The sequence below is a fragment of the Hydrogenophaga taeniospiralis CCUG 15921 genome, from assembly GCF_001592305.1.
In the GTDB taxonomy this organism is placed as follows: domain Bacteria; phylum Pseudomonadota; class Gammaproteobacteria; order Burkholderiales; family Burkholderiaceae_C; genus Hydrogenophaga; species Hydrogenophaga taeniospiralis.
In genome coordinates, this window is the sequence record NZ_BCWR01000015.1 from 57,029 (window position 1) to 80,260 (window position 23,232).

The window sequence follows — 23,232 nt, forward strand, 5'->3', positions numbered from 1 at the left end:
CCACCGCAAGGTCGCCCCAAGGGGGTTCAGCTCCCTGGGGGGGCAGTGCATTGCACGCCGTGAAAGGCGTGGGGGTAGTCAATGATCCGACGTCGCGTTGTCGTGACCGGTCTGGGGTGCATCAGTCCTGTGGGTAACACAGTGACCGACGCCTGGACCAATCTTCTCGCCGGAAAGTCCGGCATCGACCTCATCACAAAGTTTGATGCGTCAAGCTTTGCCTGCAAGATCGCGGGTGAGGTCAAGAACTTTGATCTGGAGTCCTACATCAGCGCCAAGGATGCGCGCGCGATGGACACCTTCATCCATTTCGGCATCGCCGCGGCCCAGCAGGCCGTGGTGGACGCGGGCCTGCCCGTGGGTGACGCGCTGGACGAGGAATTGGCCAACCGCATCGGTTGCATCATCGGTTCAGGCATCGGCGGTCTGCCGATGATCGAGGAAACCCATGCCGAGTATGTCAATCGCGGTGCGCGCCGGATTTCCCCGTTTTTCGTGCCAGCCTCCATCATCAACATGATCGCTGGTCATGTGTCGATGCGGTTCGGTTTCAAGGGGCCGAACCTCGCCGTGGTGACGGCCTGCACCACAGGATTGCATTGCATTGGCGAGGCGGCTCGCAAGATCGAGTACGGCGACGCCGACGTGATCGTGGCCGGTGGATCCGAGGCCACGGTTTCACCGCTGGGGGTGGGTGGTTTTGCCGCCATGCGTGCCCTGTCGACCCGCAACGACGACCCGAAAACGGCCTCTCGCCCCTGGGACAAGGACCGCGACGGGTTTGTGCTGGGTGAAGGTGCGGGTGTGATGGTGCTCGAAGAGTACGAGCACGCCAAAGCCCGGGGCGCCAAGATCTATGCCGAAGTGATCGGCTACGGCATGAGTGCCGATGCGGGGCACATGACGGCGCCCAGCATGGACGGCCCACGCCGCGCCATGGTCAATGCGCTGCGCAACGCCGGGATCAATGCCGATCAGGTGGACTATCTGAATGCGCACGGCACGTCCACACCGCTGGGCGATGTGAACGAGACCAAAGCGATCAAAGCTGCGCTTGGCGAGCACGCCAAGAAGACCGTGATCAACTCCACCAAATCGATGACCGGTCACCTGTTGGGTGGGGCCGGGGGCATCGAGAGTGTGTTCAGCGTGCTCGCGGTGCATCACCAGAAGAGTCCTCCGACCATCAACATCTTCAACCAGGATCCCGAGTGCGACCTGGATTACTGCGCCAATACGGCGCGCGACATGAAGATCGATGTGGCCGTGAAGAACAACTTCGGGTTTGGGGGCACCAACGGGACCCTGGTTTTCCGTCGCGTCTGATCCGTTCTGACACATCTCTCTCCACGCTATGCGCAACGCCCCATCGGTGGTCTATCCGGTGGGGCGTTGTCTTTTTCATGGGCGACTGCTTGCGTTGCTGGGTGTCCTGAGCCTGTTGGTGTGGGCCGCGTGGTGGCTCGGGGCCGAGGCGCCACCAGCGCCGGGGGTGAGTGGTCGCCAGTGGACCGCGTTGGCGGGGCTGGGGCTGTGGGTGGGCTGGGTGGGGTTTGCCTGGCGCAGCTGGCAGCGCTCACCAGTCGGGCATCTGCATTGGGACGCTCAGGCCACCGTAGACGCCGAACACCCACGCAAGGGTATCTGGCGATGGCGCAGCGATGCGTATCGCGAAGGCGCACCTTTGCTACGTCTGGAACTGGCGCTGGACCTGCAGGACCGTGTGTTGCTGCGGCTCCGCAATCCCGATGCGGCAGGCAGCTGGGTCTGGGTGGAGCGCATGAGCGATCCACCTCGCTGGGGCGATTTTCGCCGGGCGTTGATGGCGGCGCATTCATGATGTTGTGGGCGTTCCGGCGTGTTGCCGGGTGGGGCCGTGCACACGATTGGGTTATATTTCCGCGCGCATGACCCTCGAAGACCATACCGCTCCGCCGCCACCCGACAGCGACGTCATGCTTGTGCAGCGCACCCTGGCGGGCGAGCAGCGCGCGTTCGACATGTTGGTCATCAAGTACCAGCGCCGGGTGGAGCGGCTCATCGGTCGCATGGTGCGCGACACCGATCTGGTGCAGGACATTGCCCAGGAAACATTCATCCGGGCCTACCGCGCCCTGGCGCAGTTCCGGGGGGACGCGCAGTTCTACACCTGGCTTTACCGGATTGCGGTCAACACGGCCAAGAAGCAGCTCATGGAGCTCAAGCGCGATCCGCTGGTTTTCCAGTCGCAGATGAAATCGGCCGATGACGATGAAACTTCCTCGTCGGAACGCGAACTAAATTCCAGTGTGGCCGATACCGAGACGCCCGAAGCGGTGCTGGCCAGCAAGGAGATCGCCCAGGCGGTCAATGCCGCTATGGATGCGTTGCCCGAAGAATTGCGCATGGCGATCACTCTGCGGGAAATCGAGGGTCTGAGCTATGAAGAGATTGCCCAGGCACTCGATTGCCCCATTGGTACGGTGCGCTCCCGGATTTTCCGGGCGCGAGAGGCCATTTCGAGCCGGATCAAGCCGATGCTGGAGCGCCAGACGGGTAAACGCTGGTAGCACCTTGGCCGATTGCATGGATGTCACGACCCCGCAGTTCCAGAAGTCAGGAAGTCAACAATGAATGCCGCAAAAGAAGTCCCGGAATCACACGCTCCGTCGGTGCGGGCCGTGGAGGCATCGAGTCAGCCGCAGGCGTTCGATGCCGACGGGGGTGGTCTGTCTGCCTTGGTCGATGGCGAGGTCGGCCAAGCAGAGCTTGATCAGGTGCTGGCCGAATTCGATGAACAGAGTGATGCCTTTGCGAACTGGCATGCCTACCAGGTGATTGGCGACGTGCTGCGATCTTCCGCGGCGGCTGTCTCCAGGCAGGCGCCGCGGGCTTTTCTCGCTGACATCCATGCGAAGCTGCGGATCGATGCCGATGTCCAGCGAACGGACTCATCCGAGGTGCCCAGGCCCCAGGCTTCGATTGCCGTCGCAGGTCACCTGCAGGTGCCTGCGGCCAACGATGCCGTTTTCCGCTGGAAGCTGGTGGCAGGACTTGCGTCGTTGGCGGCGGTCATGGCCGTTGGCTGGACGGTGCTGGGCAGTGCTCCTGCGGGGGCGGGGGGCTCCGGCGGCGAAGGTGCTCAACTGGCATTGACAGCTCCCGCGTCACCCCGGGCCCCCTCGCCCTCGACTCAGGCCGCGGCTGGGACAACGCTTGCGGCCGATGCGGCCGTGGTGGTGAACACGACGCAGGGCCCGCTGATCCGCGATGCACAGTTGGAGGCGCTGATGGCGGAACATCGGCAGAACGGCGGCATGTCTGTCCTGCAAATGCCTGCTGGTTTTCTGCGCAGCGCCACTTACGACGCGTCGGGACGCTGAATCACCATGATCCTTGCTTCGAGCTTGTGCTCACCCCTTGGTTTGCGCCGCTGGAGTGCCGCGGCCCTCGTTGCACTCGCATCGGGGTTCCTGGCGCCATTGCAGGCGCAGACAGCGCCCCAGGCGGCCACGGCGACCCGCAGTGTCAATGAATGGCTTACCCGCATGCACGAGGCATCGCGACAGCGTGCCTACATGGGCACACTCGTGGTGTCGGCCGGATCGGTGATGTCCGCATCCCGGATCTGGCATGTGTGCGATGGCGCTCAGCAGATGGAGCGTGTCGAAACCCTGACCGGCGCTCCGCGCACCACCATTCGCCGCAACAACGAGGTCATCACTTTCATCCCCGAGTCCAGGACCGCCTGGGTGGAAAAACGCGAATCGCTGGGTTTGTTTCCAGAATTGTTGCGCACGCCGAGCAACGCGATCCCCGATCACTATGGTGTGCGTGAAACCGGTGTCGAACGGGTGGCGGGGCATCTGGCGGACGTGGTGGAAATCGTGCCCAAGGATCCGCTGCGGTTTGGCTATCGCATCTGGTCCGAGAAAAAGACAGGCTTGGTGGTGAGGCTGCAGACGCTGGGTGAGCAGGGCAATGTGCTCGAACAGGTAGCATTTTCCGAGCTCCAGCTGGACGCACCGGTACGCATGGACAAGCTCAACCGTTTGATGAACAACACCCGGGGCTACGAGGTGCATACGCCGGTGCTCAAAAAGACGACCCCCGAGGCCGAGGGATGGCGTCTCAGGGAGTCGGTGCCCGGCTTCCTTTCCATGAGTTGCTACATCCGGGACGGAGGCGAGGCCACCGGTGCAGACGCCGCACCGATGCAGTGGGTATTTTCAGATGGGCTGGCTTCGGTGTCGTTGTTTGTCGAGGTCTTCGACGCACAGCGCCATGGCCAAGAGAAGTCGTCCGTTTCAGGGGCCACGCACTCGGTCACCCGCCGCATCGGCGACCACTGGCTCACGGCGCTGGGAGAGGTTCCGCCCGCGACGCTTCGTCTTTTCGCCCAGTCTCTGGAGCGAGCGCGGTAGATCTGGATTCGCCCGAACCGGGTTGTGCCGCGTTCAATCTGACAGACTTTGTTGTCTATCCGCCTTTGTGTAGAGGATCACCATGACGCTTCCGAAGTTGGCCCGCACGCCTGTGTCTGCCATCCTGGCTTCTGCCGTACTCGCCGCGGGGGCGGCAAGCCTGTTGTCGCCTCAGTCCGTTTGGGCGCAGACATTGCCGTCTGTCGCACCCAGTGTGCGGGGCTTGCCCGACTTCACCGACCTGGTGGATCTGGTGGGACCATCGGTGGTCAACATCCGCACGCTCGAGCGCGCCAGCGCGGACACCGGCTCGAGCGCCGATGAGCAGATGCTGGAGTTCTTCAAGCGCTTTGGCATTCCCATTCCTCCCGGCATGACGCCACGCGGCCCGCGCCAGGACCGGGGGCCGTCCGACGAGGTGCAGCCACGCGGTGTGGGCTCGGGCTTCATCCTGAGTGCGGATGGCCTGATCATGACCAATGCGCATGTGGTCGATGGCGCCGACGAACTGGTCGTCACCTTGCCCGACAAGCGCGAGTTCAAGGCCAAGATCGTGGGGGCCGACAAACGCACCGATGTGGCGGTGGTCAAGATCGAGGCCACGGGGCTGAACGCGGTGAAGATCGGTGACATCAATCGCCTGCGGGTGGGCGAATGGGTGATGGCCATCGGCTCGCCGTTTGGTCTGGAAAACACCGTCACGGCGGGCATCGTCAGCGCGAAGAAGCGCGACACGGGGGACTTCCTTCCCTTCATTCAGACCGACGTGGCGATCAACCCCGGCAATTCCGGTGGGCCGTTGATCAACATGCGCGGCGAGGTGGTTGGCATCAACAGCCAGATCTATTCGCGCTCGGGTGGTTTTCAGGGCATTTCGTTTGCCATCCCCATCGACGAGGCGGTACGCGTGTCTGACCAGCTTCGCGCCAACGGTCGCGTGACGCGAGGACGCATCGGCGTGCAGATCGATCAGGTGAGCAAAGAGGTGGCCGAGTCCATCGGGCTGGGACAACCCAGGGGCGCGCTGGTGCGTGGTGTGGAGCCCAATTCGCCCGCGGCCAAGGCCGGCGTGGAGCCGGGGGACATCGTGTTGAAGTTCGATGGCAAGGAGATCGACAAGTCGGTCGACCTGCCGCGCCTGGTGGGCAATACCAAGCCCGGCAACAAGAGCAGCATGACCGTGTTCCGCCGGGGTGCCCAGCGCGAGCTCGCCATCACGGTGGCTGAACTCGAACCCGACCAGCCACAGCGCCGAGCGGCTGCGCCCGACGCACCCAAACCTCCCGTTCTGGGGGCGGCGCAATCGCTGGGTCTGACCCTGGCCGAGCTCACCCCTGCGCAAAAGAAGGAGTTGAACGTCAAGGGCGGGGTGCGCGTCGAAGCCGCAGAGGGGCCTGCTGCCCGGGCCGGCCTGCGCGAAGGGGACGTGATCGTGGCCATCGCCAACACCGAGGTCGCCAGTGCAAAAGAACTTGAAACCGCGGTGGCTCGACTCGACAAATCCCGCCCGGTCAATGTGCTGTTCCGGCGTGGCGAGTGGGCGCAGTACGCCGTGATCCGCCCTCAGCGCTGAGCCCTGCGCCTCCTCGAAACCACCCCAGGAGTGTCAAATAACCCCCTGTCCCTACTGGGATTTGGGGGTTTGGAGCCCCGGTGGTCGATTCGCCACACACGATCTTTCGGCCCGCCAGACGGTGGGAAGTGATGAAATGTTAGTGATTACTGACTAATATCGTACTTCTGTTGACCGAATTCGATAAAATCAGACCTGTTTGGGATGGATTCCCGTGCCGTTGGACCCCATCGCTTCACGATGTGGGAGCCGCACAGGATGTCCCTAGGTCGTCCACAGCTGCCTCACACGTTGTGCAATTTTCCTGTGGTGAAGCTGTGGATAAGTTTGACGTTGCTGCGTTGCAACAATCGGTTTCGCGGCGTTTGGCGGTTTGCTTTCCAGGCTTTTTGCCTACAATGAAACCCCAACTATCGCAGTTGCCATTGATTGTTGGTTACGGGCGCGTCAACAGCTGACGCGCCCTTTTTTATGGTCGCCCGATGCCGTATGCACGGGCGGCTTTCCCCGTGTTTGAGCTGTCTTCTTGATGAATCACATCCGCAATTTTTCGATCATCGCGCACATCGATCATGGCAAGTCCACGCTGGCCGACCGGATCATTTCGCTCTGCGGTGGCCTGTCCGACCGCGAGATGAGCGAGCAGGTGCTGGACTCCATGGACATCGAGAAGGAGCGTGGCATCACCATCAAGGCGCAGACTGCCGCGCTAAGGTACAAGGCGCGCGATGGGCAGGTCTACAACCTGAACCTGATCGACACGCCCGGGCATGTGGATTTCTCGTACGAGGTAAGCCGTTCGCTCTCGGCTTGCGAAGGCGCGCTCCTGGTGGTGGACGCCAGCCAGGGCGTGGAAGCGCAGACCGTGGCCAACTGCTACACCGCGCTCGACCTCGGTGTGGAAGTGGTGCCGGTGCTCAACAAGATGGACCTGCCCAACGCGGACCCGGACAACGCGAAAGCGGAGATCGAGGATGTGATCGGCATTGACGCCACCGATGCCATTCCTTGTTCGGCCAAGACCGGCATGGGCGTGGAAGACATCCTGGAGGCGGTGGTGGCGCGCATCCCCGCCCCCAAGGGCAAGCCGGACGCGCCCTTGCGCGCCATGATTGTGGACAGCTGGTACGACGCCTACGTGGGCGTGGTGATGCTGGTGCGCGTGGTCGACGGCCACCTGCTCAAGGGCGAGCGGTTCAAGATGATGGCGACCAACACGGTCTACAACGCCGACAGCCTGGGCGTGTTCACGCCGGCCAACGAGCCGCGCGAATCGCTGGAGGCGGGCGAGGTGGGCTACATCATCGCGGGCATCAAGGAACTGCAGGCGGCCAAGGTGGGGGACACCATCACGCTGGAGAAAAAGCTGCCCAACAACGCGGGACCGGCCACCGAGGCCTTGCCTGGCTTCAAGGAAGTGCAGCCCCAGGTGTTTGCGGGTTTGTACCCGACCGAGGCGAATCAGTACGACGCGCTGCGCGACGCGCTCGAAAAACTCAAGCTCAACGATGCCTCGCTCCAGTACGAACCCGAGGTCTCGCAGGCGCTGGGCTTTGGCTTTCGTTGCGGCTTTCTGGGCCTGCTGCACATGGAGATCGTGCAGGAACGGCTGGAGCGGGAGTTCGACCAGGACCTGATCACCACGGCGCCCAGCGTCGTCTACCAAGTGGTCAAGCCCGATGGCGAGGTCATCATGGTGGAGAACCCGTCGAAGATGCCCGACCAGGGGCGCATCGAGGAGATCCGCGAACCCATCGTGACCGTGCATCTCTACATGCCGCAGGAATACGTGGGTGCCGTGATGACGCTGGCCAACCAGAAGCGCGGGATGCAACTGAACATGGCTTACCACGGCAAGCAGGTCATGCTGACCTACGACATGCCGCTGGGCGAGATCGTGCTGGACTTTTTCGACAAGCTCAAGTCGGTCAGCCGTGGATACGCGTCCATGGACTACGAGTTCAAGGAATACCGGGCTTCGGACGTGGTCAAGGTCGACATTCTGCTCAACGGCGAAAAGGTCGATGCGCTGTCCATCATCGTGCACCGCAGCCAGTCACAGTACCGCGGCCGTGCGGTGGCGGCCAAGATGCGCGAGATCATCAGCCGGCAGATGTTTGACGTGGCGATCCAGGCGGCCATCGGTGGCAACGTGATCGCTCGCGAGACCATCAAGGCGCTGCGCAAGAACGTGCTGGCAAAATGCTACGGTGGCGACATCACCCGAAAACGCAAACTCCTCGAAAAACAGAAAGCAGGCAAGAAGCGCATGAAACAGATCGGCTCGGTTGAGGTGCCCCAGGAGGCCTTTCTCGCCATTTTGCAGGTGCAGGACTGATGCAGGCCGTCATGAGTGCGATCACTGCGGTGATCCTGACGGCTTTCGCCGCCTACACAGGGGCCTGGTACACGGGCATGGTCGAGGGCAATTTTGCGCTGTTGTTGATGCTGGCCACGCTGGTCACTGGCGTCTACTGGGTTGCCGAAAAGCTGGTGTTTCTGCCCCAACGCAAGCGCACCGCACAGCGGGTGCTCGACGAGCACAATGCGCGCACGCTGGCTTTGCATCAGCAGGGATTCCATCAGGGCGAGGCCGCCGACATCGAGCCGACGCGCCAGAAGTTGCTGATGCAGCCGTGGTGGCTGGACTGGACGGCGGGTCTGTTCCCCGTGATCCTGGCTGTGTTCGTGTTGCGATCGTTTCTGTTCGAACCGTTCAAGATTCCATCCGGCTCAATGATTCCCACCCTGCGCGTGGGTGACCTGATTCTGGTCAACAAGTTTCATTACGGTGTGCGTCTGCCGGTCTTCAATACCAAGCTGTTTTCCAACAACGATCCACAGCGCGGTGACGTGATGGTGTTCCGTTATCCGCCCCAACCGAGCCTGGACTACATCAAGCGCGTGATCGGGGTGCCCGGTGACGAGGTGGCCTATATCAACAAGCAACTGACCGTCAACGGCAAGCCGGTTCCCCGCAGCGCCGAACCCGAGTTCTTCGACTCCGACTCCATGCGCTACGCGCACCAGTTTCGTGAAACCCTTGGGGAGCGTCAGTACAACACCCTCAATGACGATGATCGCCCAGCCTTTGTCTCGGGCACCACCGACTTTCCTTACAAGGAAAGCTGCAGCTACACCGTGGAGGGCGTGGCGTGCAAGGTGCCCCCAGGCCACTATTTCATGATGGGCGACAATCGGGACAATTCGCAGGACTCCCGGTATTGGGGGTTCGTGCCGGAAGCCAACATCGTGGGCAAAGCTTTTTTTGTCTGGATGAACTTCGGTGATCTGGGACGCATCGGTTCGTTCGAGTGATCCGCTTATCAAGCCCTGCTGGAGGATGACGCACGTGAAACTGAAACAACAACAACGCGGTTTGACCTTTTTCGGTCTGCTGGTCGTCGGGATTTTGCTGGCCTTCGCTGGCGTGGTCCTTGCCCAAGTGGTGCCGACCTACATCGAGTTCCTCGCTGTGCAGAAGGCAGTACAGAGGTCTTCGACGGGCAGTACCGTGGCTGAAGTGCGAATGATTTTTGACAAGGCGGCCCAGATCGATGACATCACGACAATCTCTGGCAAGGATCTCGTGGTGAGCAAGGAAGGTAGCCAGGTCGTGGTTTCCTTCGCCTACAACCGGGACATTCATCTGGCGGGCCCGGCCTATCTGGTCATGAAATACGAAGGCCGTTCGAAGTGATCCTCGTCCAGCCAACGGGGCGGCCAACAGGCTGCCCGTGGCCTTGAATCCGGAGCTTCAGGCGCTGCAGCAGCGCCTGAAGCACAACTTTGCCAACCCGCGCCTGCTGGAGCGCGCGCTGACCCATCGCAGCTTCACGTCCGACCACAACGAACGGCTGGAGTTTCTCGGTGACTCGGTGCTCAATCTGGCCATCTCGGGCCTGCTGTTCGAGAAGCTCAGCCAGTTGCCCGAAGGCGATCTCTCGCGTGTGCGGGCGAATCTGGTCAAGCAGGACACCCTGTTCCAGATCGCATCTGGTCTCGGGTTGACGACGGGACTGCGCCTGGGAGACGGCGAGAAGCGTTCCGGGGGGAACAAACGCCCGTCGATCCTGGCCGACGCGCTGGAGGCCGTCATTGGCGCGGTGTACCTCGATGCGGGTTTTGAAGTGGCCGCCGCGCTGGTGCACCGACTCTACAGTGGCATTGAACTCAATGCCCAGATGAGCGCCATGGGCAAGGACCCAAAGACCGAATTGCAGGAGTGGCTGCAGGCGCGCAAAATGAAGCTGCCGCTCTACCGTGTGGTGGCCACGTTGGGCGAGGCGCACAAACAGACCTTTGATGTGGAGTGCACCGTGACCGAGACCGGTCGCAGTGAACGCGGCATTGGCGCTTCACGCCGTGCCGGTGAGCAGGCTGCCGCTGCGGCCATGTTGCAACACCTCATGGCCGGTTCGCAGAGTGGCCGTTCCTGACCTTCGCCGCTTGTCTCGTTTCTTTCTCTGTCCCTTGCGTTGATCTGCCCGCACGAATCCATGTCCCGAAAACCCGTTCCGTCGCCTGTCCCTTCCCAGCCCGTCGCGCCCGCTGCCAATCCTGAGCTCGACGCCATGCTGGCCCGGGCGCTGGGCAAGTCGGAGGTTGATGCGCCTGAGGTGGCGGAGTCCGAAGTCGACGCGACCGCGGAGGGCGAGACCAGCGAACCCGAGCCCATCGATCCTGCCACGCAGCGCTGCGGTTTTGTCGCCATCGTGGGCAAACCCAACGTGGGCAAGTCGACCTTGCTCAACGCGCTGGTTGGCCAGAAAGTCAGCATCACCTCGCGCAAGGCGCAGACCACACGGCACCGCATCACCGGTATGCGGACGCTCGGGCCCACGCAGTTCGTGTTTGTGGACACGCCGGGGTTCCAGACCCGGCACGGCAATGCGCTCAACCGGGCGCTGAACAAAACGGTGCTGGGCGCGGTCAGCGATGTGGATCTGATCCTGTTCGTGGTCGAAGCGGGTCACTTCAACCTGGCCGACGCCAAGGTGCTGGACCTGCTGCCGGCCAACGTGCCCGTGATGCTGGTGGCCAACAAGTTCGATCTGGTGCACCGGCGCGGCGATCTCGCGCCCTGGTTGCGTTCTATGCAGGAGCGCCATCCCTTCGCCGAGTTTGTGCCCATGTCGGCCAAGCATCCGAAGGACATCCAGCGCCTGTTCGCGATCTGCGAAAAATACCTGCCCCTGCAGCCATGGATGCACGACCCGGACGATCTGACCGACCGCAGCGAGCGCTTCATGGCCAGCGAGATGGTGCGCGAGAAGCTCTTCCGTCTCACGGGTGACGAATTGCCCTACACCTCCACCGTGGTGATCGACAAGTTCGAGGAAGAGGGCGCACTCAAGCGCATCGCCGCGACCATCGTGGTCGAGCGCGAGGGCCACAAGGGCATGGTCATTGGCGACAAGGGCGAAAAGCTCAAGCGCATTGGCACCGAAGCGCGTCAGGAGCTGGAAAAGCTCTGGGACTGCAAGGTGTATCTGGAGCTGTGGGTCAAGGTGCGCTCGGGCTGGGCGGACGACGATGCGCGGGTCCGGTCCTTCGGCTACGAGTGATGCCGGCTTTCGCGTCTGACGTGTAATGGCCGCGCGCCGGTTTTCCGAAGAACCTGCCTTCGTCCTGCACCGCTACGACTGGAGTGAGTCCAGCCTGGTGCTGGAAGTCTTCACCCGCCACCATGGCCGTATCGCGCTGGTGGCCAAGGGCGTCAAACGCCCCACCTCCCAGTTCCGTCCGGTGCTGCTGCCGCTGCAGCCACTGCACCTGAGCTGGGGCGGCGAGGCCGAAGTGCGCACACTCAAGGCGGCACAGTGGCAGGGTGGTCACGTCATGCCCACGGGGGAGGCCCTGCTCTCGGGCTGCTACCTCAACGAATTGCTCATGCGCCTGCTGGCGCGCGACGATCCGCATCAGGGGCTGTTTGACCATTACGCATTGGCGGTCCAGCTGCTGGCCGAACGCGCCGACGCCCAGCAGCTCATCCTGCGTGCGTTCGAGTTGCTGCTGCTGCGCGACATCGGTCTGTTGCCGAGTCTGGCGCACGAGGGCAATACCCTGGCCGGGTTGAATGCGGCGGACCCCTATGTGCTGGTGCCGGACAGTGGGCTGCGCGTGGCACACGACGACGATGTCCATGTGCTCTCGGGCGAACAATGGCTGGCGTTGCAGACCGCCATGGACGAGGTGGGGCCGTTCGTGGCCACCCTGCGCGCCTGCGCCGGCTGCCAGCAGGCCTTGCAGCCGCAACTGCGCGGCTTGCTGCACTACCATAGCGGCGTGCGGGTGTTCAAGACGCGCCAGTTGATGCTGGACGTGCAGGCCATGAGCCGGCCACGCGGTTCCCCGTCCGTTGCCGGGCTGGCGGCCGACCCGCCGGCTTGAGCCCTCAGCACTTCGTTCCGCATTACCGACCCCCATCATCATGTCTATGGCCCCGCACCTCCATTCCCGGCGCACAGCGCTTTCGGTCAACCTCAACAAGGTGGCCCTGGTGCGCAACACCCGGCACCTGGGCATTCCGTCGGTCACACGGGCGGCCACGCTGTGCCTGCAGGCCGGTGCAGGTGGGATCACGGTGCATCCGCGCCCCGACGAGCGACACATCCGGCTGCACGATGTGTTCGATCTGGCCCAGGTGCTGCAAGCCTGGCCCGAGCGCGAATACAACATCGAGGGCAATCCGTTTCACAACCTGATGGACGTGGCGCGCGAAGTGCGTGCTCGTGGACTGCCGCTGCACCAGCTGACCTTCGTGCCGGACGGCGAAGGGCAGTTCACGAGCGACCACGGCTGGAGCTTTCCGCAGGATGCCGAACGCCTGCGGCCCCTCATTGCCGAAGCGCAGGCACTGGGCGCGCGCGTGAGCCTGTTCATGGACCCGGAGCCCGCCGCGATGGTCGCGGCCAAGGCCGTGGGCCCCGACCGGGTGGAGTTGTACACCGAGCCCTATGCCGCAGCCTGGCACACGCCGCAGCGAGCCGATCAACTGGAGCGCTACCGCGCGGCCGCGCAGGCGGCGCTGGACGCCGGCCTGGGGGTCAACGCGGGCCACGACCTCAACCGCGACAACCTCACGGCCTTCCTGCGCGGCGTGCCGGGTGTGAGCGAAGTCTCCATCGGTCATGCGCTGATCGCCGACGCACTGGAGCTGGGCTACAGCGCCACCGTGGCCGACTACCGGCGCTGCATCGACGAGGCATTTGGCGACGCGGGGTCTTCCGCAGGCCCGCGCAGCCATCGGCCCCGTGGCCATGACGAACGTGTGGGTCCATGATCTTCGGCATCGGCACCGACATCTGTGACATCCGGCGCATGGAAGCCACCTGGCAGCGCCAGGGCGAGCGTTTTGCGCGCAAGGTGCTGAGTGATGCCGAATTCCTGGTATGGCAAAAGCGCAGCGCGCGCTGGCCACAGCGGGGTCTGCGTTACCTGGCCACGCGTTTTTCCGCCAAGGAAGCTTTTTCCAAGGCCATCGGTCTGGGCATGCGCATGCCCATGACCTGGCGGCACTGCGAGATCACCAACCTAGCGAGCGGGCAGCCCGTGATCGTGCTGCATGGTGAACTCAGGACCTGGTTTGAAGCCCAGGGCCTGCGTGCCCACGTGACCGTCACCGACGAGAGCGACTATGCGGCCAGTTTTGTGGTGATCGAACGCGACGCACCCGACACCGTGTCAACCGAGAACCCCCCATGCACCAGCACGCCCCCCTGATCATCGACGTCGCCGGCCACAGCCTGACCACCGCCGAGCGCCGACGCCTGGCTCACCCCCTGGTGGGGGGCGTGATCCTGTTCTCCCGCAACTGGCAAGACCGCGCCCAACTGACGCGGCTGTGCCGCCAGATCAAGTCCGTGCGGCACGATCTGCTGATCGCCGTGGACCACGAAGGCGGTCGTGTGCAACGCTTTCGCACCGACGGTTTCACCCACCTGCCGCCTATGGCGGCCTTCGGCACGCTGTGGGGGCAACCCGGGCGCCCGGGCGAGCTGGATGGTGCCTCGGCACTGCGGGCCTGCAACGCGGCCACCGCGGCGGGCTATGTGCTGGGTGCCGAGTTGCGCGCCTGCGGTGTGGACCTGAGCTTCACGCCGGTGCTGGATCTGGATTACGGTGAGAGCTCGGTCATTGGCGACCGCGCCTTTGCACGCGATCCGCGTGTGGTGACCCTGCTGGCCCAGGCCCTGATGCTGGGCCTGCAACAAAGTGGCATGGGCAACTGCGGCAAACACTTTCCCGGTCACGGCTTCGTGAAGGCGGATTCGCACTTGGCGATTCCAGTGGACCAGCGCAGCCTCAAAGCCATTCTGGCGGAAGACGCGGCGCCCTACGGCTGGCTCTCCAGCAGCCTGCAGGCGGTGATGCCAGCACATGTGATCTACCCCAAGGTGGACAGCCGTCCGGCCGGTTTTTCGCCGCGCTGGCTGCAGGAAGTGCTGCGCCGTCAACTCCATTTCACCGGTGCGATCTTCAGCGATGACCTGAGCATGGCCGCCGCGCGTCAGATCGAAGGCCGCGAGGTCGGTTTCGCCGAGGCCGCGCTGGCCGCCTTGTCCGCGGGAGGGGACATGGTGGTGTTGTGCAACCAGAGCGTGGTGGATGGCGGAGCGCCGATTGATGAAGCCATCGAAGCCCTGTCGCGTGCGCAGGTGCAGGGCGACTGGATAGTCAACCCGGCCAGCGAAGAGCGCCGCCTGGCACTGTTTCCTCAGGGGGCTGCGATGGACTGGGATCAACTGATGGTCAGCGCGCGCTACATGGAGGCGCTTTCGTTGTTGCCGTAAGTTGGAGCGTGGGGGCTCAGAGATCCGGCGCCGGGCCGCCCCGAGCCGGATCAGCCCCCCTGGGGGGCAGCAACCCGCGCAGCGGCGGAGCGTGGGGGCTCAGAGATCCGGCGTCGGGCCGCCCCAAGCCGGATCAGCCCCCTGGGGGGCAGCGACCCGCGCAGCGGCGGAGCGTGGGGGCTCAGAGATCCGGCGCCGGGCCGCCCCAAGCCGGATCAGCCCCCTGGGGGGCAGCGACCCGCGCAGCGGCGGAGCGTGGGGGCTCATCTCTCCACGCCGATCTTGTCCAGCAGGTCGGAGATCAACTCCAGTCGCAGCAACGGGTTGTCCAGCGACATCAGGCGGTGCTTGAGCTCGGCCGGTGCCGGCAGCAGCTCGGCCCAGCGGTTGGCCACCCAGCCGCAGTCGTTCCAGTGGTAGGGCGGCTGCAGTGGCACTTCGTTCATGCCCTGTGGGTCACGCTCCCGCAGGTTGTGCAGCAGGCGCTGCAGCGCATCGCGGGTAGGCACCAGGTGCTCTGGCACCGGAATCACGGGTTCGGCCGGGTCGAGCCGCACGTCGGCCACCCACAGGCCATGCGGCAACTGGTGGCTGCGGGTCACCTGGAAGCGCTGCAGGCCGCGGCAATGGATCATCAGCAAACCGGGCTGGGGCCGCTCCAGCTGTTCGATCTGCGCCAGCGTGCCCACCGGGTAAAACACCTCCCGGGTGAAGGCCGCGCCACCGGGTGCCGCGTTCGGGTCGATGCGGCGCACTTCCTCGCCTTCGGACAGGCACACCACGCCAAACGGTGCCCCCGCCTTGTGGCAGCGGCCGATCATGTCAAGGTAGCGCACCTCGAAGATGCGCAGTGGCATCCAGCCGCCCGGAAACAGGACGGTCTGCAAGGGGAACAGGGGCAGCAGCGAGAGCGTGAGCGCTGCGGGTTCGGGACTCAATCGCTGACCACCGCGTCCGCGCTCTGACGCTGCAGCATGGCCAGCGTGTTGGCGACGGTGGTGCGCAATTCCCGGCGGTCGCAGATGAAGTCCACCGCGCCCTTGGTTTGCAGGAACTCGGCGCGCTGGAAGCCCTCGGGCAGTTTCACGCGCACGGTGTTTTCAATCACCCGCGGGCCGGCAAAGCCGATCAGGGCCTTGGGTTCCGCGATCACCACGTCGCCCAGGAAGGCGAAGCCAGCGGACACGCCGCCCATGGTGGGGTCGGTGAGCACGCTGATGTAGGGCAGCCCCTTTTTCGCCAGGCGGGTGAGCGAAGCATTGGTCTTGGCCATCTGCATGAGCGAGAGCAGGCCCTCCTGCATGCGCGCGCCACCGGTGGCGGTGAAGCAGACGAAGGGCACCTTCTGCGCGATGGCCTCTTCCACGCCACGCACGAAGCGCTCGCCCACCACGGAGCCCATGGAGCCACCCATGAAGTCGAACTCGAAACAGGCCACCACCAGACTGACGCCCTGCACCGCACCGCCCACGACGATCAGCGCATCGGTTTCACCGGTGGATTCAAGCGCCTCTTTCAGGCGTTCGGGGTATTTGCGGCTGTCCTTGAACTTCAGCGCATCGACCGGCAGCACTTCCTGCCCGATTTCGTAACGGCCTTCGGCGTCCAGAAAGGCGTTGAGCCGCGCCCGGGCCCCAATGCGGTGGTGGTGGCTGCAATGCGGGCAGACGTTCTGGTTCTTCTCCAGATCGTTCTTGTAGAGCACGGCCTCGCAGCTCGGACACTTGATCCACAGGCCTTCGGGCACGCTGCGGCGCTCGGTCGGGTCGGTGTGGGTGATCTTCGGGGGCAGCAGTTTTTCGAGCCAGGACATACGGGTTCTCCTTAACGACGGCGAATTAAACCATGCAGTGGGGGGTGGGCGCGATCCGCCGCTGGACCGTTCTCACCCCCGGGAGGCCATGCTCAGGCGTCGAGCGCCTTGCGGATGGTGCGCAGGAAATGGGCCGCCACCGCCACCACTTTTTCGTGCGGTTCGTCCTCGATCAATTGAATGATCTTGCTGCCGATCACCACCGCGTCGGCGCTCTTTCCGATGGCTTTGGCCGTTTCGGCATCACGGATGCCAAAACCCACCCCCACCGGGATGCCAACGTGCGCACGGATGCGCGGCAGCATGGCCTCCACCTGGCCCACGTCCAGCGTACCGGCGCCGGTCACGCCCTTGAGCGAGACGTAGTACACATAACCACTGGCCACACGCGCCACCTGCGCCATGCGCTCCTCGGTGGAGGTGGGGGCCAGCAGGAAGATCAGGTCCATGTCGGCGGCACGCAGGGCGGCGGCGAAGTCCTCACACTCTTCGGGCGGGTAGTCCACCACCAGCACACCGTCCACACCTGCGGCCGATGCGTCGCGAACGAAGCTGCCGCCGCCGTGTTTTTGGTCGTAGCGTTCGATCGGGTTGGCGTAACCCATCAGCACGACCGGGGTGGTGGTGTTGCGCTCGCGGAAGGTTTTCACCATCGCGATGACCTGGGTGAGGCCAATGCCCAACGCCAGTGCGCGGTCGCCCGCCCGCTGGATTACCGGACCATCGGCAGATGGGTCGGAAAACGGCACACCGAGTTCGATGACGTCGGCGCCGGCCTCGACCATGCCGTGCATCAGATCGGGCGTGATGTCGGCATAGGGGAAACCGGCGGTGACGAAAGGGACCAGCGCCTTGCGGTTCTGCGCCTTGAGGTCGGTAAAGGTCTTTTCGATGCGGCTCATTTGGTCACCTTGATGGTGGCGGTGGCGTCGCCACCCTTGACCGACTGCCCGCGGCAGCTCGGGCGGCAGTAGAAGTCGGCTTGGGACAGGTCGGCCACGGTGCCAATGTCCTTGTCGCCACGGCCGGAGAGATTGACCAGGATCGACTGGTCAGGCCGCATGGTTTTGGCCAGCTTCATGGCGTAGGCCACGGCATGGCTCGATTCCAGCGCCGGGATGATGCCCTCGGTGCGACAGAGGTAGTGGAAGGCTTCCAGCGCCTCGGCGTCGGTGATGCCTACGTATTCGGCGCGGCCGATGTCTTTCAGGAACGCGTGTTCGGGGCCGACGCCGGGGTAGTCCAGTCCGGCGCTCACGCTGTGGGTTTCGGTGACCTGGCCGTTGTCGTCCTGCAGTACATAGGTGCGGTTGCCGTGCAGCACGCCGGGGCTGCCCTTCTGGATGGAGGCCGAGTGCTTGCCACTCTCCAGGCCTTCACCGGCGGCCTCCACGCCGATCAGGCGTGTGGCGGTGTGGTCGATGTAGGGGTAGAAGATGCCCATGGCGTTGCTGCCACCACCTACACAGGCCACCACCACATCGGGTTGTTCGCCGGTGCAGCCAGCGGCTTTGAGCATCTCGGGCATTTGCACCAGGCATTCATCGCCGATCACGCTCTGGAAGTCGCGCACCATCATGGGGTAGGGGTGCGGGCCGGCCACGGTGCCGATGATGTAGAAGGTGTTGTCCACGTTGGCGACCCAGTCGCGCATGGCGTCGTTGAGCGCGTCCTTGAGCGTCTTGCTGCCGCTTTCCACCGGCACCACGGTGGCACCGAGCAGCTTCATGCGGTAGACGTTGGGGCTTTGGCGCTTCACGTCTTCGCTGCCCATGTAGACCACGCATTCCAGGCCGTAACGGGCGCAGATGGTGGCCGTGGCCACGCCGTGCTGGCCGGCGCCCGTCTCGGCGATGATGCGCGGCTTGCCCATGCGCCTGGCGAGCATGGCCTGGCCGATGACGTTGTTGATCTTGTGCGCACCGGTGTGGTTGAGATCTTCGCGCTTCAGGAAGATCTGGGCGCCACCCTGCTCACGGCTCATGCGCGCGGCGTGGTAGACCGGGCTGGGTCGACCCACGAAGTGCGCGAGTTCGCTCTTGAACTCGGCGATGAAGTCCGGGTCGTGCTGGTATTTCGCGTACGCGGCCTTCAGCTCGTTGATGGCGTGCGTGAGGGTTTCGCTCACGAAACTGCCGCCGTAGATGCCGAAGTGGCCGCTGGCGTCGGGTTGCTGGTAGGTGTCCATGGGGTGTTCTCGGTTCGATGGCCCGAGCGGCCCCGTCGGTGGGGCTCAGCTGGGGCTGGATAACAGCGTGTCGGCCGCCCGCACGGCGGCCACGAAGGCGAGCATCTTGTCGGGGTCCTTGATGCCTTTGGCGGCTTCGACCCCGGAGCTCACGTCAACGGCCCAGGGCCGTACGCGGCTGATGCCATCGGTCACGTTTGCAGGCGTGAGTCCACCAGACAAAACGAGGCGAGAGCTGGCGTTTAGAAGCGGATGTGACCAATTGAATGCTGTCCAGTCGAAGGAAAGACCACCGCCACCAAAACCCTCGACATGGGCGTCGAGCAGGATGGCCTGGGCGGCGGCGAAGTCCTGCCCGTATTTTAGAAGATCGAAGGCTGCGCCGTCAGGGCCGGGGGGAATGCGCGCGGCGCGCAGAAACGGCCTGGCGGCGGCGGCACAGTCGGCGGGCGTCTCGTCGCCATGGAACTGCAGCAGGGCGTTGGGCACGGCCGAGAGGCCCTGAGCGATGTATTCGGGGCTGGCGTTGACGAACAGCAGTACCGGCGTGACGAAGGGGGGCAGGTGGCGTGCGAGCTCAGCCGCGCGCTCGGGCGGGACGAATCGCGGACTCTTGGGGTATAGCACGAACCCGATCGCATCGGCGCCAGCCTGCACGGCGGCGTCCACGTCGGTTTCGCGGGTCAATCCACAGATCTTGATGCGGGTGCGGTGCAGGGGCATGGCGCGAAACCGTCTGCCCTCGCTAGGGCAACCAATCAAAAGCGGGTGTGCGGGTCGGCAAATTCAGCGATTCATCGTACACCGGCCCAAGGAAATACAGGCCGTCCGGAGAAAAGGTGGGCGCAGCGGCGTCCCGGCTCTTCGCGGCCAGCACCTCGGCCATCCAGTCGGGGGGGCGTCTGCCGCTACCGATCATGATCAGGCAACCCATGATGTTGCGGATCATGTGGTGCAGGAAGGCCGATGCCTCGAATTCGAAGCGCCAGTATGCACCGCGCCGGGAGATGTCCACGCGCAGCATCTGCTTGACGGGGCTGTGGGCCTGGCAGGCCGAGGCCCGAAACGAGGTGAAGTCGTGTTCACCGAGCAGTGACTGGGCGGCCCGCTCCATCGCGTCGAGTTGCAGTGGGCGGAACACCCACCCTACCCGGCCGGCATCCACGCTGGGGCGCACCGGAGACTCCAGCAGCACATACGCATAGCGACGTGAGCGCGCACTGGCGCGGGCATGAAAGCTGTGAGGCACCTGACGCGCCCACTGCACCGCGATGTCGGGTGGCAGAAAGCGGTTGGTGCCACGGATCCAGGCGGTTTCCGGTCGGTCCAGCGCGCAGTCGAAATGCACCACCTGCATGAGTCCGTGCACACCGGCGTCGGTGCGGCCAGCACACAGGGTGGAGATACCGTCCAGCGCGGTGAATTGGGTCAGCGCCAGCTCCAGACGGTCCTGCACGGTACGCCCACTGGGCTGGCTCTGCCAGCCATCGTAGGCCTGTCCGTGGTAGCTGACGCCCAACGCGATCCGTGCAGCCTCAGGCGCCATCTCAGACCGCTGGTCTGACGATGGTGGAAGGCTGGGCAGCTCGGTTGTCAATCGACGGAGGGCGACACGTCAGGTGAGATCGGCGAGGAAGGTGCTGGCCTTGTTCTTGAGTGTTCCCGATGCCTCGGCCAGCACTTCTTCGGCCAACGACCGGGCTCCCTCCAGATCGCCGATGGCGCGAAACTCTTCAGCCAGCGAGAGCTTGGTCACCAGGGGATTTTCTTCGGTCAGCGCACCCAGCTCGGAGGGTGCCGTGTTGGGAGCGTCGTCCAGATCCAGCGTGATCTCGTTGAGATCGAACGACAGCATCTCGGGTGCCGCCGGGGCGGTCGCAGCGCGCGGCACCGTTGCAGGCTTTTGGGGTTCGTCCGAACCGAAATCGGGCAGGATTTCGTTGTCGTCGAAGGCAGACACTTCGTTCTTCGACGGCATCTGCGCGCCGTTGTTTGCAGTGGGCGCCGCTGTCGCGCGGGTGAGTGGCGCGGGTTCCGACGGAAAGTCCAGGTCAAAGTCCATGGACATGGACGAAGGCCCCGCTTTGTCCTCTACCGATCGGGTGAGGGCCTCGGTTTCGTTGAGATCGTCCAGCGCGGACATGGCCTCGCTGGGTTGGGCCGCCGGTGGGGTGGCTTGCAGCATAGCCAGCGATGATGGGACGCCTTGAGAAGCGTCCAGATCGAGATCGAGATCCAGATCGAGGTCGGTGTTCAGATCGGCGCCGGGACCGTCCTGTTGCGTCAGCGTGCTGCTGGCGAAAGGAATGGTGTTGTTGGACGATCCTCCCGCCGAGCCACCGCCCTTGACCACCGGGCTTCCGCCTGGTTGGTACAGGGGGTTGTTGGGGTCCAGCTCCTTGCCCAGCTCACAAGCGTGTTCCCATTCGGAGCCTATGCCTTGGGTGAGACCATAGGCCTCGGTGGCGACGACCTCAAAAGCCTTGGCATCGCGCCGCTTGGCATAGATTTCGAGCAGCTTGTTGTGAATGGCCACGCGGGTGGGCGCGCTGCGCATGGCTTCCTTGAGGATCTCCTCGGCCTGCAGGTCGCGGCCATAGGCCAGGTAAACATCGGCTTCGGCCACCGGATCCACGTCCCCGGCTGCATCGAGCTGGCTGGGCGAATACACCATCGATGAGCCCGATGCCGTGGCTTCGGCAGTGTCGATGCGCTGGCCACCGCTGGAGCCAAAGAACGAGTCGGGCTGAAGGCGGCTTTCCAAGAAGGAACTGTCCACACCAACGCTCTTCTTGCGCTGGCGCATGCGGTAGAAACCCAGACCGGCCAGCAAGGCCAGCAAGGCACCAGCACCTGGCAACACGAACGGGTTGTCAAGCAACTGATCGACGAACGAGGGTTCTTCAACCGCAGGGGCCGGTGCCGGCGGGGGTGGCTTGCTCGCGGCAGGCGCAGGGGCGGGTACCGGGGCAGGAGCCGGTTCGGTGGTGGGGGCTGGCGCCTCCGGTGCCGAAGGTTCGGCTGCCACGGGAGCGGGCGCCGTGATCGCGCCGGCGTCCGGTGCGGGCTGGGCAGGCGCTGCGGCGGGGCTGGACGGGGAGGCCGCAGGTGCGGCGGGGGCCGCAGGACTGAGCTTGCCCAACTCCTCGATGTTGCGGGAGAGTTCGGCAACACGTGTAGAGGCTTCTTTGGCCTGACGTTCCTGGGCGATCGCGTCTTCTTTGGCGGTTTGCGCAGGCGTGGCACCTTTGGACAGGGTCAGCTTGTCCTGGGTGGGGGCCTCTGGCTTCTTGTCCTCCACTTCGGCCTGAACGCGACCGGTGTCCTGCCGATCCGCGGTGCCCACGTCGGCGTCGGGCACGGTACCGGCCAGACGACGGCGGAATTCGTTGAAGTCACGGCTCTGGGCCGCGATGATCTGGCGTGCTTCGTTGGCGGGCACCGCGCTGGCGGTCGCCTCGGCGGGCATGTCCAGCACGGCACCGGCCTTGATGCGGTTGACGTTGTTCCCGATGAAGGCCTTGGGGTTGGCGCGCAACATGGCCACCAGCATCTGGTCCAGCGACACATTGGCCGGGCGGTGGTCTGCGGCAAGTCGGCCGGCCGTGTCGCCGGGCTGGACACGCACCTGGGTCTCACCGCTCGGTTCGGACGCTGGTGCTGGGCTCGGGGTGGCAGGCGCTGGCGCCGGGCGCGCGGCCTGAGCGGGTGGGGAGGCCGGAGCGGCGGCCGGGGGTTGCCCCGATGGTGCAGCGCCAACGGCCGCAGGCGGCACGACAGGTCGTGCGGATGGGGGAGGCACCTGCGATGGCCGTGGTTGGGCAGAAACGCCCGGAGCGAGTGGGGCCGCAGCGGCCGGGCGCAGGTTGGGAGGATCAAACAGCAGGGTGTAGTCGCGAACGATGCGACCGGAAGCCCAGTTGGCTTCCAGAATCATGTCCATGAACGGTTCGTTCACCGGGCGGCCGCCGGACAACCGCAAGAAGGAACGACCGTCTGGTCGCCGTTCCAGACTGACGCGCAGGTCGCTCAGGGCGGGATTGAACTCCATGCCCGCGGCGCGAAAAGCGTCGCCAGGGGCCAGACCGACCCGCAGGCTGGCCGCCTCTTCGGCGGAGATTTCAGGCACATCAATTTCGGCTCTCAGGGGTTCCCCAAGGGCCGACTGCACCACGATGCGGCCCAGCGCCAACGCTTGGGCGTCGCCATGCTGCGTCAGGCTGATGCACAACACCGCCGCCGCTGCAACCGCATGTAACCGCGCGAGACCACGCTCGCTGGGATTTCGGGGGTGGGCGGGCGTGTGTTGGGATGGGGTGTGGCGGGTGTGAATGGGCACATGAACCTCGACGTAAAAAACCGAGAATTGACCATAACATCAACGCATTACGGTGACAAGCTGAGAATTCGCTTGAGTTTCCGGGGCGTCGTTGGCCGAACCGTGAAATCGTACACGCGTT

At 64.3% G+C, this 23,232-nt stretch carries 22 protein-coding genes; 15 read left to right on the top strand and 7 right to left on the bottom strand.

The genetic code is table 11. From position 1 onward, the window contains the following. The first annotated feature begins 81 nt into the window (after window positions 1–81). The 15 genes from fabF to nagZ all read left to right on the top strand — a co-directional run bounded on the left by fabF (window position 82) and on the right by nagZ (window position 14,771). A complete protein-coding gene (gene fabF, locus HTA01S_RS17095) occupies window positions 82–1,326 on the top strand; it encodes a beta-ketoacyl-ACP synthase II (protein WP_068173948.1) in 1,245 nt (414 codons plus the stop codon). 28 nt (window positions 1,327–1,354) lie between these two features. Continuing rightward, complete coding sequence (locus tag HTA01S_RS17100) at window positions 1,355–1,840, top strand: hypothetical protein (protein WP_157572157.1); 486 nt, start codon at window positions 1,355–1,357, stop codon at window positions 1,838–1,840. Between the two features lie 67 nt (window positions 1,841–1,907). Then, a complete protein-coding gene (rpoE, locus tag HTA01S_RS17105; protein ID WP_068173950.1) occupies window positions 1,908–2,549 on the top strand; it encodes an RNA polymerase sigma factor RpoE in 642 nt (213 codons plus the stop codon). A gap of 60 nt (window positions 2,550–2,609) precedes the next feature. Continuing rightward, entirely contained in the window at window positions 2,610–3,362 is a 753-nt protein-coding gene (locus tag HTA01S_RS17110) for a sigma-E factor negative regulatory protein (RefSeq protein WP_068173951.1), read from the top strand. 6 nt (window positions 3,363–3,368) lie between these two features. Further along, window positions 3,369–4,403, top strand: a complete 1,035-nt coding sequence (locus HTA01S_RS17115; protein WP_068173952.1) for a MucB/RseB C-terminal domain-containing protein — start codon at window positions 3,369–3,371, stop codon at window positions 4,401–4,403. 82 nt (window positions 4,404–4,485) lie between these two features. Then, complete coding sequence (locus tag HTA01S_RS17120) at window positions 4,486–5,976, top strand: DegQ family serine endoprotease (RefSeq protein WP_068173953.1); 1,491 nt, start codon at window positions 4,486–4,488, stop codon at window positions 5,974–5,976. Between the two features lie 529 nt (window positions 5,977–6,505). Further along, window positions 6,506–8,314: a translation elongation factor 4 gene (lepA, locus tag HTA01S_RS17125; RefSeq protein WP_068173954.1), complete on the top strand. Its 1,809-nt coding sequence runs from the start codon at window positions 6,506–6,508 to the stop codon at window positions 8,312–8,314. Between the two features lie 11 nt (window positions 8,315–8,325). After that, window positions 8,326–9,294: a signal peptidase I gene (gene lepB, locus HTA01S_RS17130; protein ID WP_245638122.1), complete on the top strand. Its 969-nt coding sequence runs from the start codon at window positions 8,326–8,328 to the stop codon at window positions 9,292–9,294. Between the two features lie 25 nt (window positions 9,295–9,319). Continuing rightward, entirely contained in the window at window positions 9,320–9,676 is a 357-nt protein-coding gene (locus HTA01S_RS17135; RefSeq protein ID WP_068173956.1) for a DUF4845 domain-containing protein, read from the top strand. A 43-nt stretch (window positions 9,677–9,719) separates the two neighbouring features. Beyond that, the gene (rnc, locus tag HTA01S_RS17140) at window positions 9,720–10,415 is read left to right on the top strand and encodes a ribonuclease III (protein WP_068173957.1); all 696 of its coding nucleotides are present in this window, start codon (window positions 9,720–9,722) and stop codon (window positions 10,413–10,415) included. Between the two features lie 60 nt (window positions 10,416–10,475). Then, window positions 10,476–11,543, top strand: a complete 1,068-nt coding sequence (gene era / locus HTA01S_RS17145; RefSeq protein ID WP_068173958.1) for a GTPase Era — start codon at window positions 10,476–10,478, stop codon at window positions 11,541–11,543. Between the two features lie 25 nt (window positions 11,544–11,568). After that, the gene (gene recO / locus HTA01S_RS17150; RefSeq protein ID WP_068173959.1) at window positions 11,569–12,369 is read left to right on the top strand and encodes a DNA repair protein RecO; all 801 of its coding nucleotides are present in this window, start codon (window positions 11,569–11,571) and stop codon (window positions 12,367–12,369) included. Between the two features lie 46 nt (window positions 12,370–12,415). Next, window positions 12,416–13,261 (top strand): pyridoxine 5'-phosphate synthase, encoded by an 846-nt coding sequence (locus tag HTA01S_RS17155; RefSeq protein WP_068173960.1) that lies wholly within the window; start codon window positions 12,416–12,418, stop codon window positions 13,259–13,261. Next, a complete protein-coding gene (gene acpS / locus HTA01S_RS17160) occupies window positions 13,258–13,701 on the top strand; it encodes a holo-ACP synthase (protein ID WP_068173961.1) in 444 nt (147 codons plus the stop codon). Before HTA01S_RS17155 ends, acpS begins: the two co-directional genes overlap by 4 nt. After that, window positions 13,680–14,771 carry a beta-N-acetylhexosaminidase gene (nagZ, locus tag HTA01S_RS17165; protein WP_068173962.1) on the top strand — a complete coding sequence of 364 codons (1,092 nt, stop codon included), beginning with the start codon at window positions 13,680–13,682 and terminating at the stop codon, window positions 14,769–14,771. The genes acpS and nagZ overlap by 22 nt, the downstream gene beginning before the upstream one ends. A 263-nt stretch (window positions 14,772–15,034) precedes the next feature. On the opposite strand, the gene HTA01S_RS17170 is transcribed toward nagZ, so the two are convergent. The 7 genes from HTA01S_RS17170 to HTA01S_RS17200 form a co-directional block, all read right to left on the bottom strand. Beyond that, window positions 15,035–15,709, bottom strand: coding sequence for an LON peptidase substrate-binding domain-containing protein (locus HTA01S_RS17170; protein WP_068173963.1), 675 nt, complete (start codon window positions 15,707–15,709; stop codon window positions 15,035–15,037). Further along, complete coding sequence (gene accD, locus HTA01S_RS17175) at window positions 15,706–16,584, bottom strand: acetyl-CoA carboxylase, carboxyltransferase subunit beta (RefSeq protein WP_068173964.1); 879 nt, start codon at window positions 16,582–16,584, stop codon at window positions 15,706–15,708. Before accD ends, HTA01S_RS17170 begins: the two co-directional genes overlap by 4 nt. 92 nt (window positions 16,585–16,676) lie before the next feature. Next, entirely contained in the window at window positions 16,677–17,486 is an 810-nt protein-coding gene (trpA, locus tag HTA01S_RS17180; RefSeq protein WP_068173965.1) for a tryptophan synthase subunit alpha, read from the bottom strand. Beyond that, complete coding sequence (trpB, locus tag HTA01S_RS17185; RefSeq protein WP_068173966.1) at window positions 17,483–18,772, bottom strand: tryptophan synthase subunit beta; 1,290 nt, start codon at window positions 18,770–18,772, stop codon at window positions 17,483–17,485. Before trpB ends, trpA begins: the two co-directional genes overlap by 4 nt. A gap of 45 nt (window positions 18,773–18,817) precedes the next feature. Next, window positions 18,818–19,495: a phosphoribosylanthranilate isomerase gene (locus HTA01S_RS17190; protein ID WP_084236198.1), complete on the bottom strand. Its 678-nt coding sequence runs from the start codon at window positions 19,493–19,495 to the stop codon at window positions 18,818–18,820. A gap of 22 nt (window positions 19,496–19,517) precedes the next feature. Beyond that, window positions 19,518–20,318, bottom strand: a complete 801-nt coding sequence (truA, locus tag HTA01S_RS17195) for a tRNA pseudouridine(38-40) synthase TruA (RefSeq protein WP_068173967.1) — start codon at window positions 20,316–20,318, stop codon at window positions 19,518–19,520. 69 nt (window positions 20,319–20,387) lie between these two features. Further along, window positions 20,388–23,006, bottom strand: a complete 2,619-nt coding sequence (locus HTA01S_RS17200; RefSeq protein ID WP_245638123.1) for a FimV/HubP family polar landmark protein — start codon at window positions 23,004–23,006, stop codon at window positions 20,388–20,390. Window positions 23,007–23,232: the final 226 nt, after the last annotated feature.

Coding starts and splice junctions, on each gene's coding strand:
- lepB (WP_245638122.1), top strand. CDS start 8,326: ATGAGTGCGATCACTGCGGTGATCCTGACGGCTTTCGCCGCCTACACA.
- truA (WP_068173967.1), bottom strand. CDS start 20,318: ATGGCGCCTGAGGCTGCACGGATCGCGTTGGGCGTCAGCTACCACGGA.
- era (WP_068173958.1), top strand. CDS start 10,476: ATGTCCCGAAAACCCGTTCCGTCGCCTGTCCCTTCCCAGCCCGTCGCG.
- acpS (WP_068173961.1), top strand. CDS start 13,258: ATGATCTTCGGCATCGGCACCGACATCTGTGACATCCGGCGCATGGAA.
- fabF (WP_068173948.1), top strand. CDS start 82: ATGATCCGACGTCGCGTTGTCGTGACCGGTCTGGGGTGCATCAGTCCT.
- HTA01S_RS17120 (WP_068173953.1), top strand. CDS start 4,486: ATGACGCTTCCGAAGTTGGCCCGCACGCCTGTGTCTGCCATCCTGGCT.
- HTA01S_RS17110 (WP_068173951.1), top strand. CDS start 2,610: ATGAATGCCGCAAAAGAAGTCCCGGAATCACACGCTCCGTCGGTGCGG.
- HTA01S_RS17100 (WP_157572157.1), top strand. CDS start 1,355: ATGCGCAACGCCCCATCGGTGGTCTATCCGGTGGGGCGTTGTCTTTTT.
- nagZ (WP_068173962.1), top strand. CDS start 13,680: ATGCACCAGCACGCCCCCCTGATCATCGACGTCGCCGGCCACAGCCTG.
- HTA01S_RS17155 (WP_068173960.1), top strand. CDS start 12,416: ATGGCCCCGCACCTCCATTCCCGGCGCACAGCGCTTTCGGTCAACCTC.
- HTA01S_RS17190 (WP_084236198.1), bottom strand. CDS start 19,495: ATGCCCCTGCACCGCACCCGCATCAAGATCTGTGGATTGACCCGCGAA.
- accD (WP_068173964.1), bottom strand. CDS start 16,584: ATGTCCTGGCTCGAAAAACTGCTGCCCCCGAAGATCACCCACACCGAC.
- rpoE (WP_068173950.1), top strand. CDS start 1,908: ATGACCCTCGAAGACCATACCGCTCCGCCGCCACCCGACAGCGACGTC.
- HTA01S_RS17115 (WP_068173952.1), top strand. CDS start 3,369: ATGATCCTTGCTTCGAGCTTGTGCTCACCCCTTGGTTTGCGCCGCTGG.
- trpA (WP_068173965.1), bottom strand. CDS start 17,486: ATGAGCCGCATCGAAAAGACCTTTACCGACCTCAAGGCGCAGAACCGC.
- trpB (WP_068173966.1), bottom strand. CDS start 18,772: ATGGACACCTACCAGCAACCCGACGCCAGCGGCCACTTCGGCATCTAC.
- recO (WP_068173959.1), top strand. CDS start 11,569: ATGGCCGCGCGCCGGTTTTCCGAAGAACCTGCCTTCGTCCTGCACCGC.
- HTA01S_RS17135 (WP_068173956.1), top strand. CDS start 9,320: ATGACGCACGTGAAACTGAAACAACAACAACGCGGTTTGACCTTTTTC.
- lepA (WP_068173954.1), top strand. CDS start 6,506: ATGAATCACATCCGCAATTTTTCGATCATCGCGCACATCGATCATGGC.